Consider the following 17,365-nt stretch of genomic DNA (forward strand, 5'->3'; position numbering starts at 1 on the left):
GATCAAACTCCTCACATTCCATGATGTTATGAACTGTCCAATCTACAATTATAAGGAGATCGAAATGACCGGACCTTGATTATTCTGTCATGGATTAGCATGATTGAGACATTACTGCTCGCGAGTGCTCTTCCGAATTCGTTCATACAAATCATATTTGGCAAAGGATATAAGTTCGAGACCTTATCAACCTAACATATAGTGCTGTACGGCTATGCTATTTTTGCGTATATTGGGAAGTAAGACTTTTAAAAAGGAACGTGAACGGTGACAACCATACTTGCAAAGAACCACAAACGATTTCGAATCATTGCATTACTCCCGCATTTTGCGGCATTTGTCGTTTTTTTGAGCATGCTCCTGGGGATCCGTTGGCTCTGGCTTGAATCCTATGCCCCTCCTGCAGATCAACCGAAAGTCTCCAATGGAATACTCGATTTGAGAGGCTGGGATCTGTTGGGCGCAAAATCCATTAATCTGGACGGAGAGTGGCAGTTCTACGCCGACATCCTGGCTAAAGAACAAGAAATGAAGCCGTCTCATGAGTTTTCCTACGTAAATGTACCTGGGGACTGGAATAACAATCGTACGAATAAGGCAAAAACTTCGTTTGGCAGTGGAACGTACCGGCTTCGCATTTTGCTGGATCGCCCGCTTTCGACCCCTATCTCGTTCTGGATCCAGGAGATTCAATCCGCGGCTACCGTGGACATCAACGGCGAAACGGTAGCTTCCATGGGAAGGACGGGCGAGCCCGGCCAAGCCTCCTATCTGCCGAACCGCACCTCTTTCGTTGTCGATTATGTTCCCGACCGGGATGCTCGCGAGCTCGATCTGATCATCCGCGTGGCGAACTATGAGCATCCTTACCTAGGCGGAATCGCAAAGCCGATCAAGCTGGGATCGCACCAGGCGATCCAGGATGAGCACGGCGTTTCCGTTGATCTTCAGCTGATTATGTTTGTCGTCCTGATGCTGCACGGACTGTACGCCTTCATCCTATACATATTCAATCCGCGGGAAAGGTCGCTGCTCGATTTTTTCCTGTTGCTAGTATCGGCCGCTTTAACCGTCGTGACATCAGACGACAGCCTCCTGCTGAAATGGGTGCCTTTAAACTATGAATGGGAGGTCAAAGTAACCTTTCTCTCTTATTCGTGGCTGTCGTATTTCATATGGAAGCTGAGCCGCACCTTTACCGCCCGGAACCGTAATGTGTGGTTTATCACATTCAGCACGCTTCTGGCTCTATATACGGTCGTAGTCTTTGCCGCTCCTGTGTCTTGGGTTCACTGGCTCGTAGAATTCCGGGTGTTCGGCGCCTTTTACCTGCTGCCGATGCTGATGTCGCTGTTCCTGTTTACCCGAATGGTCTTTAACAGCCAGGATGATTCCATATTCCTGCTGCTGTCGGCCAGCGGCGTGCTGGCAAGCGCCGTATGGGGGGCGCTTAATAAATATTGGGAACTCCCCGCCGTGTATTATCCGGTGGACGTGCTCGCGGCCATCATCGGGTTTTCGGCCTATTGGTTTAAGCGATACTTCCGCAACCTTCATCAAATCAGCAAACTCAACGATAAGTTGAAGCTCGCGGATCAAATGAAGGACCGGTTCTTGGCCAACACGTCTCACGAGCTGCGTACGCCGCTGCACGGAATCATGAATATCGCCATAAGCCTTGCTGAACGGGAGAAAGAAACCCTCGGCAAACAGAGCAGCGAGGATTTGAACCTGTTGATTACGGTCAGCCGCCGGATGTCGCATTTATTAAACGACCTGCTGGATGCCGTCCGTCTTCAGGAGAAGCAAATTCAGCTGCAGCTAAGCCGGGTTTCCCTGGTTTCCGTCGTCAACGGGGTATTCGATATCGTAAAATTTATGACGGACGGCGCGCCCGTTCAGCTCAAGATGAATATCCCCGAAGCCCTTCCTGCCGTACAGGCGGATGAAAAGAGGCTCGTTCAAATTTTGCTCAATCTGATTCACAACGCCATCAAATACACGGAGAAAGGCTCCGTTACCGTCTCCGCCTTTACCAAGGGCAGTAAAATGACGATCTTGGTAACGGATACGGGGATCGGGATGGACCCTCAAACGCTAAACCGCATTTTTCTTCCGTACGAGCAGGGGAATCAAGGGTTGAATGACGCGAAGGGGATCGGCCTAGGGCTTAGCATCAGCAAGGAACTCGTTGAACTGCATGACGGCGAGCTGACGGTCGAATCGGAATCAGGGAAAGGAACGACTTTTGCGTTCACACTCCCGCTTGCGGACACAAACGCAGAGTACTCTGCTTCGCAGCGGGTTCACGTACCCGCTGTAGACACAGCTGTCTACAAAGAACTCGCTGCCAGCTGGGACGTCGCAGCTGGCGGTACCCCTATGCAGGTACCCACGAAGTTATGGTCGAAAGAGCATCCCGTCAGTATCCTGGCCGTGGATGACGATCCTGTAAACCTGCGCATCCTTGCCGGCATTCTTTCGACAGAGCCGTACAACCTGAGTGTCGTTGCCTCGGCTGCCGAAGCGCTTGAGCTTCTCGGCTCGCAGCCGTGGGATCTCCTCATAGCGGATGTCATGATGCCGGAGATGTCCGGCTACGAGCTCACCCGCACCGTAAGGGAGCGCTTTAACGCAGCGGAGCTGCCCGTACTGCTGCTGACGGCTCGAGGCGAATCGGCCGATGTGTATGCCGGCTTCCAATCCGGCGCAAATGATTATGTGACGAAGCCGGTTGATCCTGTAGAATTGAGATACCGCATCCATTCCCTGATCACGCTGAAGCATACGGTGGATGATCGCCTGCGCATGGAAGCAGCCTATTTGCAGGCACAGATCCACCCTCACTTTTTGTTCAACACCTTGAATTCGATTATGGCGCTTAGCGAAATGGACATCGATCGCATGCGAAGCCTTGGCGAGGCTTTCAGCTCCTATCTGCAGATCAGCTTCCATTATCGGAATCAGGATCGGCTGGTACCGCTGCAGCAGGAGCTTGAGCTTATCCAAGCCTATTTATACGTAGAGACGGAACGATACGGGGAACGCCTGAACGTGACCTGGGAAGTTGATTGGGATCTCAACGTCCTCATCCCGCCGCTGGCGATCCAGCCATTATTGGAGAATGCGGTTCGGCACGGCATTATGAAGAGGGCCAGTGGCGGTACGATACGGGTCAGGATTGCGATGCAAGAGGACTTTATCATCGTTGAAGTGACGGATAACGGGCTTGGCATGGAACCCGACCAGGTTACCCAGCTGTTGAATGCACCCGACCATCGAAAAGGCGGCATCGGTCTCTACAACACGAATCGTCGTCTGCTCCAAACCTTTGGCAGCGGGCTGGTTATCAAGAGCACGATGAATCAAGGCACTACGGTTTCTTTTAAAATTCCGATATAGCTCCCATTACATTCTTAATTAAATAAATCCCAACCTCAACATGTTGGGATTTTTTTTAATTAAGTGGGTGAGTACATTTACAGGTGAATAGCGGCCTCTTACTGGCGCAGAGGACATTCTTCACTTTTCTTCCTACGGCCTATTATCCCCCTCTAAAGCAAGAATCTCCCTTGCGGCTTCTATAAAAGACATCATGATTGGTGAAAGCCACTTGTCCTTATGCCACAACATCTGTGTATACACGTGCAAATCCGGAATTTGCCATGGAAGGGCAACCAGTTCGCCTCGTTCAACTTCGGCTTCCACTACGATTTCAGGAAGAAAAGCAATGCCGATTCCCGAAATAGCACATTGTTTAATCGCTTCGGCACTTTGAAACTCTAAATACGTAATACTGTCAATGCCCTCTTTTTCAAAGGACCGGTCAAACATGGTTCGATAGGGACAACCCTTTTCATTCGTCAAGAACACTTCTTCGTGAAAATCTTCGAGCCGCAGCACCGTCCGTTTTGCGAGCGGGTGGTCTGGAGCGGCGAATAAGCGGAACGTTTCTTCCAGCAAGGGTTCCACGGCAAGTCCGCTTGAGCGAATGGGTTCGTCCAACATAAAGACGACGTCCGCGCTTCCTTCAAAGAGTGTTTGTTTGAGCTCTTGATTGGGAACGGAGCGGAAGATGAGACGCACGCCCGGATGGCGCGAACGAAATAACTGAAAGACAGCCGGAAGCCGATAGGCGCAAATCACCTCGTTGGCACTGATCGTTAGGGTGCCGCTTAGAACCTCGTTGTCATGAACGACGGTTTTAGCTTCTTCCAATTGGTCAAGAACACTCTGGACATGTGTTAAAAAGCGTTTACCCGCCGTTGTGAGTACGAGCTGCTTGCCCAAACGGTCAAACAGGCGAACCCCCAGCTCATCCTCCAATGCCTTCATTTGCATCGTGACGTTGGAAGGGACGTAGCTCAGCACTTCCGCAGCACGACTGAAATTTAATGTGGACGCCACCGTGCGGAACGTAATCAGTTGGCGTAATTCCATCTACGATGCCCCTTTTACCTTCAATTTTATTGAATACAGCTTTGAATTCTATTCACTTTTATTGAGAGTACCATGACCCTATACTGAGTACAAGAACTACACTTTAAATATATGGTTTCATTTTGAAGGGAGCAAACGATATGATGGATTATGAAATTTTTGATTTGGGTGACGTAACCTTGCAATCCGGAGTGACGTTACCGGACGCTTTTCTTGCTTATAAGACATATGGACGATTGAATGAGAAGAAAGATAATGTCATCATCTATCCCACAGCCTTTGGGGACCAGCATACTCAGAATGAATGGTTGATTGGAAACGGTATGGCATTGGATCCGCGAGAATATTTCATTATCGTTCCAAACCTGTTGGGCAACGGATTATCTTCCTCTCCCAGCAACACGCCCCCCCCATTCGACCGGGCTCATTTTCCGCAGGTAACCATCTATGACAACGTTGAATTTCAGCATCGGCTGGTGACCGAGAAATTCGGCATTCACAAGATCGCTCTCGTCGTTGGGTGGTCCATGGGAGGCATTCAAGCATTTCAGTGGGGTGCGAGTTATCCCGACATGGTGGAGCGAATCGCCCCTTTTGCCGGCGTTGCCAAGACTTGGCCCCAAACGTACGTGGTCCTGGAAGGAATGAAGGCTCCGCTCATGGCTGCAGTCGGCTTCGATTCAAGCAAACTAAACAAGTTGACTTCCGCAGACATGCGCGCCGTCGGACGCGTCTATGCCGGGTGGGGCGTATCGCAGGCGTTTTATAGAGAGGAACTTTATCGTGAGATGGGTTTTGACTCTTTGGCAGAATTTATGGCGGGCGTCTGGGAAGACAGCTTTATGAAGATGGATCCGCACAATGTCCTGGCCATGTTATGGACAGGTCAACATGCAGACATAAGTGCGAACCCCTCCTATAACGGAGATTTCGATAAAGCGCTCAAAAGCATTTCGGCGCTTGCCTGCATCATGCCGGGTAGCACGGATCTCTTCTGCCCGGCCGACGACAATGAATACGAGGCTAATCTTATACCACATGCTCTATTTAAACCCATTGAGTCGATCTGGGGTCATTTTGCCGGACGCGGAATCAACAGCGCCGATAATCAATTTATAGATGATAACTTAAAACGCTTGTTAGCGCTTCGTTCTAACGAATAGAACATCAATAGCTGAGGTCACCAGAGCTTGCTGGTCGACCTCTTTTTATCCTTCGCCCTCCAGTCCGGATAGGATGGGTAAAATCCTCAATGCAAAGAGTCTATAAGAATATCCAGAATCGTCTTACAACGTTCCCATTCTCCTCCACATACTCCGACTCAAACTGACCACCATTCTTCAGAATCGTTTTTTCCGATGCCACATTTCCTTTATCACAAACCAGCAGCACTTTGTTTAGTCCCATATCTCTCGTGATTTCAAGGGTTAATGCTAAAAGTACGGAAGCATAGCCCTTTCTTCTTTCCGACGGACGTATTCCGTAACCGATATGCCCGCCGCTATTCAAGAGTTTTTCATTAAGTCTGTGTCTAATATTGACTGCACCCATTACTTTTTTTGAATAGCTGTCGATAAGCCAGTACGTAGAATGAGGGACAAAGCTCTTGTTCTGTAGCTTCTCTTCTGTATCTTCCGCATATAAAAATTCGATCATGGAATCAAAATCAGCTGGATCTTTCCTCACTACCCACGGGGTAATATCCTGTTCATCCGACATCCAATCTTCGTAAAAAGACAGATACTCCCTCTTATATGCAGCTGAAGGTTTCACCAACTCAACGGCGTTCGACATTACACCATATCCCATCTGTTAAATTTTATATATAGTACTCCTAGTAAAATGAATTTACCTTTCTTGTCGTCCGACCTTTTTTATTGAAGTTTGGCTGAATAGACATGGTCAAGAAACTCGATAGAGATGCGTTCTGCTTCCGTTTTGGTTACAATTTCCGATGCCTGGCGTAAGCTTTGGTACAACGCTATCGTATTTTTTAAAGCCTGGTAGCAACTATCCAAGTTGTGGAGGGAAATCGTTCCTTTAAGCTCCTCTAATTCCTGGACACCGTATTTCTCTAATTTTCGAACCCCTCGCGGTTGCTGGCCGTTACGCATGAGAACGAGCGGCCCCAAGACTGCGCTTCGCATAAATGTTAAAAGATCTATTACTTCAAACAACTCGCCTCTCCCTAGTTTTGTTGCACCGTAATGAACCCATACCCAAAAGCGGTCTTCAATCCATTGCGGATCAGGGTTAGGAAAAGACAACGTCGTTTTGTTCAGTATCGTTGTAATGTCAGAACCTCTCTCCCATAGAATTCTCGGGTCTTCGATTCGAGATTCGAGCTCTTGCGGCTGTACAAATTTGAGGTCGACATGAAGCGGATCGGGGCCGTATAGGCAAATAACCAAACGAGGCTCACCAACATGCTCCCCGGTGAATGCCGACAGCAGGTTACCCAGCCCTTCCGCAATTTGAAGCCGTTGATCCATGATCTCACTTCGGAATTCATTACGATAAACCAGAATTAAATCTAAATCACTGTACTCATCCATAGCGCCGTGCACCATAGAACCGCCTGCGAGCAAACCTGCAAATCGTTGATCTTGGCGAAAATGCGTTATTGCCTGTTCAATGAATCGTTCATGCACGGGTAATCTCATACAAAACACTCCTTAAATGATGACCCATAAAATGGGTATTATTAAAAAGTAACATTGAAGCAATACGCGTGTCAATCAAATGAAATCCAATTTGCGAAATATGAAAAAAGCCGCAGTTTATGCGGCTTATCCATGTTTATCTGTTCTTGTCGTCCAACAATAGAAGTTGACAAGGTAGTTACCAGCTGGACTTCGTTATACCAGGAATTTGCCCCTTATGGGCCAACTCCCGAAAAACAATGCGTGAAACGCCAAATTTACTGATATAACCTCTTGGCCGGCCGCTGACCGCACAGCGATGATGAAGCCTGGTCGCCGAAGAGTCGTGGGGCAGTTTTTGGAGCGCTGCGTAGTCGCCCTTCTCTTTCAGTTCCTTACGCTTCTGCGCGTATTTAGCAACCATCTCTTGTCTTTTCCGTTCTTTCACGACTTTCGATTTTTTCGCCACTTGGAACACGCCTCCCTTCCTATTCGTGATTATTCATTCAAAGCCTTTGTTAAAGCGTCGAGGTTTTGACGCATAATGGCAATGTAATCAAGGTTATCCGCGATATCTTCCTCGGTTAATCCTTCGATCGGATTAAGTACGGAAGTCGAAGCGCCGATCTCAGAGGCTATCGTCTCTGCAACGTTTGACGACACAAGCGTTTCAAAGAATATCGTTTTTACATTGTGCTCCTTGGCAAATTCGATCACTTTAGCCATTTGAGCAGCCGAGGGCTCTTGGTCCGGAGACAAGCCTGCAATCGGCACTTGAGTCAAACCGTATTCTCTGGCTAGATACCCGAACGCAGCATGCTGCGTAATGAAGTCTTTTCGTTTGGTATTTTTCAGTCCGTCTCGAAACTCTTTGTCCAATGCCTCCAGTTTACTAACATAAGCATCTGCGTTTGCTTTGAATGCCTCTTGATGTTCCGGAGCAGCTTCGGCCAAACCTGCCTCGATGTTGCGCACTTGTTTGACAGCCATGGCCGGCGAGAGCCATACATGCGGATCCAGTCCACCGTGGTCATGGTGATGCCCCTCTTCCTCATGATCATGGGCGTGCTCATCATGGCTGTGATCGCCCTCTTCATGATCATGGGCATGCTCATCATGGCTGTGATCGCCCTCTTCACCATGATCATGGGCATGCTCATCGTGGCTGTGATCGCCCTCTTCACCATGATCATGGGCATGCTCATCGTGGCTCTGATCCCCCTCTTCACCATGATCATGGGCATGCTCATCGTGGCCGTGATCCCCCTCTTCACCATGGCCATGAGAATGACCGGTACCTTCCATGATCTCTATTCCCTTACTGGCCTCAATTGCCGATACCCCGGTGCCCTGGATGCTCTCCAGAACCTGATCGACCCAGCCTTCCATGCCGGCGCCATTATACACCAGCACATCGGCATCGGAAATCCCCGCCATGTCCTGGGGTGTCGGCTCCCAATCATGCGCTTCAATACCCGGAGGAATTAAATTCTCCACATCTGCCAGATCGCCCGCTACCTGTTTAGTAAATTCATACATGGGGTAGAAGCTGGTTTTAACTTTCAGCTTTGTAGTTTCCGTTGTGGAAGCATCAGACGTCTGGTTACTGGCGGAAGACCCGTTTCCATCATGAGAAACCGTCGGTTTACCCGAGCCGCAGCCTGCAATAGCCAATACTGCGGATAGGGATAGTAGGGTTAATACTCGCTTAAATCTCTTCATAATTCTTATGACTCCTATTTCTATTTATTTTTTGTATCGATCTTCGATTTTGTAACCGAAGCAATTTTTGAAAGATAACGGCCAAGATTAGAAATCCTAACAGAATCAGGGCAATGGTACCTCCTGGCGGCGTATTGAGATAGTATGAAGCAGCAAGGCCCGAAAAAACACCGCTCAACCCAACAAAGACGGCGATCCCCATGGCTGCTAAAAAACCTGTTGCCATCCGCAGTGCGATCGAGGCCGGCAGCACAATTAACGCCGAAACCAACAGCACGCCGACTACCGGCATGGCGGCGGCAACCGTCATTCCCGTAAACACGGCGAATAAAAAAGACAGGAGAGAGACACGCATACCGGATACCGAAGCGGTCTCCTCATCAAAAGCAAAGTTATAAAGCGGCCGGCGCAAACCAACAAAAAAGATGATCCCTACTGCTGCTACCACCGCAATAAGCCGAAGCTGCGTATCGCTAACCGCAACAATCGATCCGAACAAATAGGAGCTGAAGCTCTTGCTCAGATTTTGATTCAAGCTCATCAGGACCACCGATAGAGCAAGCCCAGAGGTCATAATAATGGCAACCGGAACCTCGGTGTATGTACGATACACTCTTCTAAGCTGTTCAATCACAAGTGCCCCGATCATAGCCATTGCAAAACCGCTGAGTGCGGGATTCAGTTTCAAAAAAGAACCCAATGCGACTCCCGCCAAGGATACATGAGAGAGTGTGTCCGCCATGAGAACCTGGCGCCTGAGCATTAAAAACACGCCCAGAACGGGACCGATCACGCCGATCAGGCCTCCTGCCCAAAACGCGCGCTGCATAAATTCGTAACTGAGCATCGCCATCCCTCATTCTCCTTTCGCTCCAAGTGGACGACCTGGTCCAGATATGGACCGATTTCATCAAGCGAATGGGTGACCATAATGACCGTGTTGCCTTTGTCCTTGACATAATCGTTTAATAGTCGGTACAGATCCGTACGACTCGACACATCCATCCCTGTCGTAGGCTCGTCAAGAATCAACACCTGCGGCTCCTGGGCCAACGCCCTGGCAACGCATATTCGCTGCTTTTGCCCTCCCGATAACTCGCCGATCCTCCGATGACGATATTCCCACATCCCCACTTCCTTCAGGCTTCGCTCAACGATCTCATAATCTGCGGATGTGAAACGCTTGAACAATCCGAGTCGTCCGTAGCGGCCCGATCGTACAAGCTCAATCACTTTACTGGGAAAGCCAGCGTTGAACGAGGCCACTTGCTGCGGAACATATCCAACAGATAACCTGGATCCGTCCTCCAATACTCGCTTAAAAACGATGGACCCGCTCCAGGGCTTTATCAAACCAAGCATCAATTTCAGCAAAGTTGATTTTGCGGCGCCATTTGGACCGGATATACCGATGAATTGTCCCAAATGAATGTCGAGCGACAAATTCTCAACGACAGCTTGATCCCCGTATCCAAACATAACGTCGCGCATGGAAGACAATAACATATCCCCATCTCTTCCTTCCTTGTGACAGAAAAACTGTTTTATTCAGCATGAAACCCGGTGTATCCTATTGCTAATCCCTTTTCCAACCCGGCAGGAGGACAGCCATCCCCCTTAAATCTTCGCCAGATCAGGTTTATATTCATCATAGGAATCTTTTATATGGCTTTTCAGCAGCGGTTGCCGTTCAATAATGGCTTTTCGCTTTGCTTTCAATACAATTTGCTCCATGTCGGCAAAGCTGCACCCTTCAAGCAGGTCGCATGCCTCCGTCAACGCTGACGCCTCACACCGGAAATCTCCGAGAAGAATTTCGATATAATGCTGCCTTCTGCCAAAGTCCGGCAGGGAATACGTCATCTTAGTATCGAACCTGCGCCATATTGCCTGGTCCAATTCCTTCTCCAAATTGGTGGCCGCCATCATGATGCTCTTGTCCCCAAAATCATCCAAACACTGCACCAATGTATTAACAGCATGGGCCATCTCCTTCACTTCATCGTTACTGTCCCTCGTCCTGGCAATGGCATCGAACTCATCCACAATTCTCTGATTGAAATCCGGCAATATCAGGTGCCTCGCTTTTTTGCCGCACTCCTTAGGTGAATACACGGTTGCCATATCGATCCCTTTGGCACGCGGAATACGCTGGCTTGCATTGCGTTTGCTCATGATCAACTGCTGCTCCTTCACTGCATAAATCGAGTATCATGGCGTGACCGTTCTTTCTCTGATTCGGTACGTTAACCTCTCTACCGTTTATAACTTAATCGTTTCTTGAACTTATCGACACGCCCGCCGATTTCGGTATTTTTCTGCTTGCCCGTGAAGAAAGGGTGCGAAGCCGAACTGGAATCTACGCGAATCACGGGATAGGTTTGACCGTCTTCCCACTCCATCGTTTCTGTCGAAGTCTTCGTGGACGCACTGAGAAATGAAAAGCCAACGCTCGCGTCTAGGAATATGACTTTTTGAAATGTTGGATGTATCCCTTTTTGCATGGTAATGTTCTCTTCTTTCCGAGCCAATCGACTCTGTATTATTTGTTATTCGTAATATTTACGATTAACATCATGGATGAATATTAAAATATAAAATCATTTCTGTCAACTCTCGGCCCATACTGAAAAAATCGTTTCATTACTCTTGGTCATAAAGAAAAACCGCATACCACGAATGGAATGCGGTCGGACTATGCGATCATAAAGGTTTTTTAAACATTTCTATTAAGCTGGTAATGCTATCGTCAGCTTTGCTTGAAGTTCGATTCCACACAGTCATATTGTAGTCCTGATCCAAAAGAACACTGACCATCGCCTTGCCCATGAGTCCTAAGGTCGATACGCTGAGCTTCCTATCATGTTATTATTTGAGTGTTTGGGTCATGATAAGATCGATTTGCTCTTCATCCCCCATATAGAAAGTATGGGTCCCCATCTGAACAAACCCCATTTTATTATAAAAGGTAATGGCATTCTCATTTTTTTCCCAAACCCCTAGCCAGATCTTCCTTAGATTGCGTTCCAACGCGATCTCTACGGCTTGATTCATTAGATATTTGCCAAGCCCCTGTTTATGAAAGCTTTTCTTGATATAAATCCGCTCGATCTCTAGGCAATCATCGCCCATTGCTTCAGACTGAGCATGATGGGTGTTAATTTTTAAATACCCTGCAATTTCCCTATCAGCATAAATAAAATAGAATTCCGAAAAGATATTCGATAATTCTTTTTCCAATTGATTCAAGTGGAAAGCTTTATCTAAGTAGGCTTTCATATTTTCAGGCGAATTTTGATCCTTAAAAGTCTCGTTAAATGTCTCAATGCTTATTTCTTGAAGCAAGCCCAGATCTTTAATCGTGCACTTTTCTATAGTTATGGTCACTTTGCTTCGTCCTCCTTTGAATACATCAATAGTGTCGCTTGTTACCCTTTTTAACAAACTCCCAGTCTTTTTCCACATTGTGTCGGACTCTTTGGAGAAGCTCAAACATGACTTCTACTTCACTTGCAGAGAATCCGGATAGTGCAACCAAATTGGAATAATCGTTCTCCCTTTTTATTAATGGATACACATGGCTCCCTTTCTCCGTAGGAAACAGTTTTTTGATTTTTTTGTTATATTGATCTTCTCTCTTATCAATAAACCCATTCATCTCAAGCTTCTTTATAGCCCGGGCCGTTGTTGTTCGGTCGACCTTTATCATTTCAGATAACTTTTCTTGAATAATTCCTGGGTGTTCACATATTCGCACGAGGTACAAATACTGTCCTTTTGTAAGGTCGTATTGCTTAAACTCAATATTGCTTATCGAATCCAATGACCTGGCGATCATACCAATCTCACGTAGTACGTCCTTCATATATGCAACTCCACTCTTCTCGAATTTATTCAAATGAAGCAGTAAGAAAATAGTACACCATTTTTGTTGCATTTACAACAAAAAACAAGCACTCGTAGGTCCTGATCAAACACCAAGCCCTACAGGATAACCATCAACCAAAGATAAGGCAAACAAATCGAACGATCATATGGTCATATTCTCCTGTAATGACCGGCCGTCAGAAATCATCGGGTTGCCGTTACTTTACATGTTCTGGCATAACTTTCTGGCCGAAAAACAAATACTATTCATGAAGGAGGGTCATCATGGTTAATATCAACAGCTGGCTTGGACAACTGGCTCACAATTATTTGCTGATTGTCATTGCAGCCATCGTCTTTTTGGGCATCAAATCCATTCTCGGTGTATTAACTTACAGACATTACAATAAAGAACTGCGGCACTTGCACCAAAAAGTAGATCTCCTGCTAAAAAAGTTCCCCAAAGAATGAGGTCGGCGTGCAGAATCTATGATAGAAGGCAAGCCACCCTTCCTCCACTCCATTCTCTTACCGCCCCTCTCTTTCAGCCCTTCCCTATCCGTTGGGGCATCGCCGATGCCCGCTTGCGTTTGCTTTAACGGCCGCCATCAACTTGGTGGATTGGGGCAATAATTCGCGGATAGTCGCAGGCATCCTACACCAAACCATCCTGCGCCATTTAAAATGGACTTCGCAAAAAAAGCGCCGATGGACTCGGTAAGATCCTCAACCAAGCTCATCGGCGCTTCTCATTTCGCTGTTTATCTCGACAGCCTAACATATCTAATACGGATGATCTTACGAAGCCCTTACAGGATCCATTCGGTTACCCTTCTACGATATCCGCCCGCAAATCAGTTGCAATTTCGATCATGAGAGGCACAAGCTCTTGATGGGAAACGGCGACATACAGCTCTCCCATGTAGTGCCTGAATGGAATCAAGGCTTCCCCATGTTTCCACATAAAGAAATCGCCTTCTACCGACATGGTGCTCTCTTCCCCTCTCACAGTGAGCTCCGTCTGATAAATAAAATCAGCTTTGGTTGAAAAATATTGTTGGCATTCTTCCAATGAAATCCCCTGATCGCCAGCGTTGGGTTGCATGGATCTCGTGATCCGAAAACGTTGATTCATTATTGATCCTCCAAAATAAAATAACTTGTATCTCCGATTACTTTCGTTAACCAGCCCTTCTCTAACGGTGGTGGTGTCGAAGCGCCACCGACACAGACAATACTATTCATACCACGATTGGTGAACCTCGTCTACTCTGCCTTAGACTTTCCATGCCGTTCAATTAAAATCCGATTGGTATGCGAAAATTTCTTTGATATGCTGAAATCAAACATATGAAACTGGAGATGAAGCATGTATGCATAAGATACTAATCGTGGACGATGAGGCGGATCTTCGAAAGCTGCTGACCGATTACTTTGAAATCAATGGATATTTTGTCATGACGGCCAAGGACAGCCGGGAAGCCATGCGAAAAGTGGAACTAGGACCCGATCTCGTTTTGCTCGATATCAACATGCCTGAGGAGAGCGGCCTTGAAATTTGCGAAAGAATAAGAGGCTTTGTTTCGTGCCCCATCTTATTTTTGACCGCTCGAATCGAAGATGCCGATAAAATAGCCGGCTTTCGGGCAGGAGGCGATGACTATATCCTGAAACCTTTCAGTATTCGCGAGCTTGGCGCCAGAGTAGAAGCGCATTTGCGCAGGGAACAGCGAGTCCCAACCAAAGCCTCGGTGAGGTTTAACCACGATTTGGTCATTAATTATACGGCCCGGGAGCTCTATTTCCAGGATAAACGAATACCTCTGGCCAAAAAAGAGTTCGGCATTATCGAATTGCTGTCCATGAATCCCGGCATGGTATTCGAGAAGGAGCGCATTTACGAGAAAATTTGGGGCCTGGACGAAGAAGGCGATAGCAGCGTCATCGCCGAGCATATTCGGCGAATTCGCAACAAATTCAAGGAATACGGCTGCAGCGATCGAATCGAGACGGTGTGGGGAGTAGGATACAAATGGCTAAACTCGTAAATAGGCTGCTGCTAGAAAGACTTAATTTGCTGCAATCGTTCATCCTGTTATGCATTCTCACGCTTTTGGCCGTACTGGCCATGATCACTTTGGAATTTGCCTGGGCGGAGATCCTGCGGGAGCGTTTTGGAGAGGCCGATTGGTTGCTGCCCTCCCTCGTCGCGGCGGTGCTGTTGACGGTAGCCGCAGGAATAGTCGCCATGGCCGTTCTATTTTACAGATGGAAATTAAAACGACCGCTGACGATTCTGATGCAAGCATCCAAGAAGATCTCGGCCAACGATCTAGGCTTCAGCATCTCCTATGACAGCCGGGACGAGATGGGCGAGCTCATCGCCGTATTTGAAAACATGCGCTCACAATTGGAAATCAATTTAAAGGCGCTCTGGCGTTCGGTTGAGGAGCGCAAGCAGCTCAATGCAATTTTTGCCCATGACCTGAGGACGCCGCTGTCTGTGCTGAAAGGATACGCCGAGTTTCTCGCCACCTATGTTCCCGGGAAGAAATTGTCGGAAGAGAAGATTCTGGACCTGATCCATACCATGAACCTTCACATCGTTCGCCTGGAGAACTATGCGGAGGCCATGAGCTCGATTCAGAAGCTGGAGGATACCCCGGTGCATCGCGATCCCGTGGATATCATCCCTTTCACGGCTTTGCTGAACGACAGTGCCAATCAAATCGCTAGTCAATTCGGCATAAACTTTGCCTCTTCCATTGATAACGCTGATTCTGAAATCAGCCTGGATGCCCATGTCGTCATGCAAGTATTCGAGAACCTGGTAGCCAATGCGGCGCGTTACGCAACCAGTCAGGTGAACGCTCGTTTTATCATTCGGGAAGCCTCTATGGATATTGCCGTCACGGACGACGGACCCGGTTTCTCGAACGAAGCCCTAAACAAGGCTGCTCTTCCTTTTTACCGCGGGGATATGTGGGATGCAACCGAACATCGTGGGCTAGGACTGTATGTTTGCAAGGTGCTTTGCGAAATACATGGCGGGAGCTTGCAGGTCGAAAACGGACCTCAAGGCGGCGGGTGCGTTACCGCAAGTTTTGGATCGTAGTTGATAAATAGTTGAAAATTATCCGATAGCATATCCTTATCTTGATTGAAGGAGTGCTATGATGCCGAAAACAATACAAAGAATGTTTACCATAATTACCTGCCTGGTGCTATCTTGGACCGTGATGGCGGAGTCCGTATCTGCATTGGGGGACGGGGACCGCACGGAACTTTGGCGGGACATTGACGAATACATGAGCCGGAGCATGAAGGCCAACCATATCGAAGGTGCGTCCTTGTCAATCTCCTTAAACGATAAGACCTTCTATGCCAAAGGTTATGGTACGTTTGGTGAAAACCAAAGCATAACGGACGAAACCCCTCTACCCATTGCTTCTCTTAGCAAGTCCTTTACCGCATTAGCCGTTCTGCAGTTGGTGGATAAAGGCCGGATTGATCTGGATGAGGCTTACGTTTCCTATTTTCCCGAACTGACTCCTCAGGATCCTCGAGTTCATGACATAACGGTCCGGCATTTATTGAATCAGACCAGCGGCCTGACGGATGGCTCCAATCCCGATATGACGAGGACTCCGCAATTCCAAGCACTGCACGAGGCGAACCGGTTATTAAACGAGGTTGAACTCGCCCATAAACCCGGAACAACTTACAGCTACCACAATCCCAATTACGTGCTGTTGGCGAACCTCGTGGAAAGCATCAGTGGAGAGCGGTTTTCGGATTACCTGAATCGTCATATTTTTAAACCCCTGGGTATGAACATTACCTACAGTGTCAGCACGACGCATCAAATCAACGCGAATGAAGCTATACCGCCGGGTCATTACTCGATTCTTGGCCGCTCCGTGAGTCGCTCAGAGCCGCTGTGGTTTATTGACGGTCCCGCAGGGATCGTTTCAACCGCGGAAGATATGTCCAAGTGGATGATTGCCCAATATAGCGGCGACCTTCTTCCCCCGGCGTTGATGAATCAATTTCATTCAGCCGGAGACGCTTCGCCGTACGGCATGGGTTGGCTCGCAGACCAAGACCCATCGCGCGGCCGAACGATCTCCCACAGCGGCATTTTCTGGACGTACAAGTCGGAAGAAACGGTTTATTTGGACGAGCAGATGGGGATCGCGGTGATGTTTAATTCGGGATTGAACGCATTTGTGAATTACTCGGGAATCATCGATGGGGTCGCGGCTATGATGAGGGGAGAACATCCCAACATCTCTTTTCTTAACGATCGAAACATGTCTATGATCATGATGGCGTTGATTCTCGCAACGCTTGTATGGGGCGCCTATGCTTCTATTCGTATTCGTCGGAAGAAAAAACGCCTTACAATCGCCATGTTCATTCTCATATCGGTCATTAGGCTGATTCCGTTCCTTATCCTCTTGTCTCTCCCCCCTTTGCTGACGTTTATCGGCGGAGGGCGCGTGCTGCCATGGTCCGGTCTTTGGACTACCCTGTCGTCACCTATCATATGGCTCGTTGTATGGTCGCTTGTCAACTTCGTGCATGTGGCTTGCTATTATAACGTCTATGCTCGTTACGCTAAGAATAGCCAATCGATGGTTAACAACCCATAATGCCACAAGTTCAACATCATACGAGTGAAGAAAAGGCAG

19 protein-coding genes are annotated in these 17,365 nt (G+C 47.9%); 6 read left to right on the forward strand and 13 right to left on the reverse strand.

The window, feature by feature from the left end:
- Positions 1-267: 267 nt before the first annotated feature.
- Positions 268-3,402: an ATP-binding response regulator gene (locus tag MHH82_RS17490; RefSeq protein ID WP_145038314.1), complete on the forward strand. Its 3,135-nt coding sequence runs from the start codon at positions 268-270 to the stop codon at positions 3,400-3,402.
- 132 nt (positions 3,403-3,534) lie between these two features.
- Here MHH82_RS17490 and MHH82_RS17495 read toward each other — a convergent pair whose 3' ends face one another.
- Positions 3,535-4,440 (reverse strand): LysR family transcriptional regulator, encoded by a 906-nt coding sequence (locus MHH82_RS17495; RefSeq protein WP_145038312.1) that lies wholly within the window; start codon positions 4,438-4,440, stop codon positions 3,535-3,537.
- A 143-nt stretch (positions 4,441-4,583) separates the two neighbouring features.
- Here MHH82_RS17495 and MHH82_RS17500 point away from each other — a divergent pair, with 143 nt between their 5' ends.
- On the forward strand, positions 4,584-5,603 hold the full coding sequence (locus MHH82_RS17500) for an alpha/beta fold hydrolase (protein WP_041622202.1): 1,020 nt from the start codon (positions 4,584-4,586) through the stop codon (positions 5,601-5,603).
- Positions 5,604-5,703: 100 nt separating this feature from the next.
- Here MHH82_RS17500 and MHH82_RS17505 read toward each other — a convergent pair whose 3' ends face one another.
- The 11 genes from MHH82_RS17505 to MHH82_RS17555 form a co-directional block, all read right to left on the reverse strand.
- Entirely contained in the window at positions 5,704-6,234 is a 531-nt protein-coding gene (locus tag MHH82_RS17505) for a GNAT family N-acetyltransferase (protein ID WP_015735663.1), read from the reverse strand.
- An 80-nt stretch (positions 6,235-6,314) separates the two neighbouring features.
- A complete protein-coding gene (locus MHH82_RS17510; RefSeq protein ID WP_036660699.1) occupies positions 6,315-7,103 on the reverse strand; it encodes an oxalate:formate antiporter in 789 nt (262 codons plus the stop codon).
- Between the two features lie 178 nt (positions 7,104-7,281).
- Positions 7,282-7,551 (reverse strand): 30S ribosomal protein S14, encoded by a 270-nt coding sequence (gene rpsN, locus MHH82_RS17515; protein WP_036660701.1) that lies wholly within the window; start codon positions 7,549-7,551, stop codon positions 7,282-7,284.
- Between the two features lie 29 nt (positions 7,552-7,580).
- Positions 7,581-8,804 carry a metal ABC transporter substrate-binding protein gene (locus MHH82_RS17520; RefSeq protein WP_036660703.1) on the reverse strand — a complete coding sequence of 408 codons (1,224 nt, stop codon included), beginning with the start codon at positions 8,802-8,804 and terminating at the stop codon, positions 7,581-7,583.
- Complete coding sequence (locus MHH82_RS17525; protein WP_036660704.1) at positions 8,791-9,657, reverse strand: metal ABC transporter permease; 867 nt, start codon at positions 9,655-9,657, stop codon at positions 8,791-8,793. Before MHH82_RS17525 ends, MHH82_RS17520 begins: the two co-directional genes overlap by 14 nt.
- Positions 9,603-10,310: a metal ABC transporter ATP-binding protein gene (locus MHH82_RS17530; protein ID WP_015735668.1), complete on the reverse strand. Its 708-nt coding sequence runs from the start codon at positions 10,308-10,310 to the stop codon at positions 9,603-9,605. Before MHH82_RS17530 ends, MHH82_RS17525 begins: the two co-directional genes overlap by 55 nt.
- A 111-nt stretch (positions 10,311-10,421) precedes the next feature.
- On the reverse strand, positions 10,422-10,979 hold the full coding sequence (locus tag MHH82_RS17535; protein WP_041622008.1) for an ATP-binding protein: 558 nt from the start codon (positions 10,977-10,979) through the stop codon (positions 10,422-10,424).
- 80 nt (positions 10,980-11,059) lie between these two features.
- Positions 11,060-11,308: a type B 50S ribosomal protein L31 gene (locus tag MHH82_RS17540; RefSeq protein ID WP_015735669.1), complete on the reverse strand. Its 249-nt coding sequence runs from the start codon at positions 11,306-11,308 to the stop codon at positions 11,060-11,062.
- A 199-nt stretch (positions 11,309-11,507) separates the two neighbouring features.
- Positions 11,508-11,633, reverse strand: coding sequence for an NAD(P)-binding domain-containing protein (locus tag MHH82_RS17545; RefSeq protein WP_081746264.1), 126 nt, complete (start codon positions 11,631-11,633; stop codon positions 11,508-11,510).
- 39 nt (positions 11,634-11,672) lie between these two features.
- Entirely contained in the window at positions 11,673-12,191 is a 519-nt protein-coding gene (locus MHH82_RS17550; RefSeq protein WP_015735670.1) for a GNAT family N-acetyltransferase, read from the reverse strand.
- Positions 12,192-12,216: 25 nt separating this feature from the next.
- Positions 12,217-12,669 carry a MarR family winged helix-turn-helix transcriptional regulator gene (locus MHH82_RS17555; RefSeq protein ID WP_015735671.1) on the reverse strand — a complete coding sequence of 151 codons (453 nt, stop codon included), beginning with the start codon at positions 12,667-12,669 and terminating at the stop codon, positions 12,217-12,219.
- Positions 12,670-12,956: 287 nt separating this feature from the next.
- Here MHH82_RS17555 and MHH82_RS17560 point away from each other — a divergent pair, with 287 nt between their 5' ends.
- Positions 12,957-13,142 (forward strand): hypothetical protein, encoded by a 186-nt coding sequence (locus MHH82_RS17560; protein ID WP_009591326.1) that lies wholly within the window; start codon positions 12,957-12,959, stop codon positions 13,140-13,142.
- Positions 13,143-13,497: 355 nt separating this feature from the next.
- On the opposite strand, the gene MHH82_RS17565 is transcribed toward MHH82_RS17560, so the two are convergent.
- Positions 13,498-13,806, reverse strand: a complete 309-nt coding sequence (locus MHH82_RS17565; protein WP_015735672.1) for a hypothetical protein — start codon at positions 13,804-13,806, stop codon at positions 13,498-13,500.
- A 238-nt stretch (positions 13,807-14,044) separates the two neighbouring features.
- On the opposite strand from MHH82_RS17565, the gene MHH82_RS17570 reads away from it, so the two are divergent.
- The 3 genes from MHH82_RS17570 to MHH82_RS17580 are packed head-to-tail and all read left to right on the forward strand — an operon-like array spanning position 14,045 to position 17,326.
- Positions 14,045-14,719: a response regulator transcription factor gene (locus MHH82_RS17570; RefSeq protein WP_015735673.1), complete on the forward strand. Its 675-nt coding sequence runs from the start codon at positions 14,045-14,047 to the stop codon at positions 14,717-14,719.
- Positions 14,704-15,786, forward strand: coding sequence for a HAMP domain-containing sensor histidine kinase (locus tag MHH82_RS17575; protein WP_015735674.1), 1,083 nt, complete (start codon positions 14,704-14,706; stop codon positions 15,784-15,786). The genes MHH82_RS17570 and MHH82_RS17575 overlap by 16 nt, the downstream gene beginning before the upstream one ends.
- A 58-nt stretch (positions 15,787-15,844) precedes the next feature.
- Positions 15,845-17,326 carry a serine hydrolase domain-containing protein gene (locus tag MHH82_RS17580; RefSeq protein WP_340967034.1) on the forward strand — a complete coding sequence of 494 codons (1,482 nt, stop codon included), beginning with the start codon at positions 15,845-15,847 and terminating at the stop codon, positions 17,324-17,326.
- Positions 17,327-17,365: the final 39 nt, after the last annotated feature.

This window comes from Bacillus sp. FSL K6-6540, from assembly GCF_038007545.1.

Excerpts from the sequence above, each read along its gene's own strand:
- MHH82_RS17495 (WP_145038312.1), bottom strand. The coding sequence starts at position 4,440 with ATGGAATTACGCCAACTGATTACGTTCCGCACGGTGGCGTCCACATTA.
- MHH82_RS17500 (WP_041622202.1), top strand. The coding sequence starts at position 4,584 with ATGGATTATGAAATTTTTGATTTGGGTGACGTAACCTTGCAATCCGGA.
- MHH82_RS17505 (WP_015735663.1), bottom strand. The coding sequence starts at position 6,234 with ATGTCGAACGCCGTTGAGTTGGTGAAACCTTCAGCTGCATATAAGAGG.
- MHH82_RS17510 (WP_036660699.1), bottom strand. The coding sequence starts at position 7,103 with ATGAGATTACCCGTGCATGAACGATTCATTGAACAGGCAATAACGCAT.
- MHH82_RS17520 (WP_036660703.1), bottom strand. The coding sequence starts at position 8,804 with ATGAAGAGATTTAAGCGAGTATTAACCCTACTATCCCTATCCGCAGTA.
- MHH82_RS17525 (WP_036660704.1), bottom strand. The coding sequence starts at position 9,657 with ATGGCGATGCTCAGTTACGAATTTATGCAGCGCGCGTTTTGGGCAGGA.
- MHH82_RS17530 (WP_015735668.1), bottom strand. The coding sequence starts at position 10,310 with ATGTTATTGTCTTCCATGCGCGACGTTATGTTTGGATACGGGGATCAA.
- MHH82_RS17535 (WP_041622008.1), bottom strand. The coding sequence starts at position 10,979 with ATGAGCAAACGCAATGCAAGCCAGCGTATTCCGCGTGCCAAAGGGATC.
- MHH82_RS17540 (WP_015735669.1), bottom strand. The coding sequence starts at position 11,308 with ATGCAAAAAGGGATACATCCAACATTTCAAAAAGTCATATTCCTAGAC.
- MHH82_RS17545 (WP_081746264.1), bottom strand. The coding sequence starts at position 11,633 with ATGGGCAAGGCGATGGTCAGTGTTCTTTTGGATCAGGACTACAATATG.
- MHH82_RS17555 (WP_015735671.1), bottom strand. The coding sequence starts at position 12,669 with ATGAAGGACGTACTACGTGAGATTGGTATGATCGCCAGGTCATTGGAT.
- MHH82_RS17560 (WP_009591326.1), top strand. The coding sequence starts at position 12,957 with ATGGTTAATATCAACAGCTGGCTTGGACAACTGGCTCACAATTATTTG.
- MHH82_RS17565 (WP_015735672.1), bottom strand. The coding sequence starts at position 13,806 with ATGAATCAACGTTTTCGGATCACGAGATCCATGCAACCCAACGCTGGC.
- MHH82_RS17570 (WP_015735673.1), top strand. The coding sequence starts at position 14,045 with ATGCATAAGATACTAATCGTGGACGATGAGGCGGATCTTCGAAAGCTG.
- MHH82_RS17575 (WP_015735674.1), top strand. The coding sequence starts at position 14,704 with ATGGCTAAACTCGTAAATAGGCTGCTGCTAGAAAGACTTAATTTGCTG.
- MHH82_RS17580 (WP_340967034.1), top strand. The coding sequence starts at position 15,845 with ATGATGCCGAAAACAATACAAAGAATGTTTACCATAATTACCTGCCTG.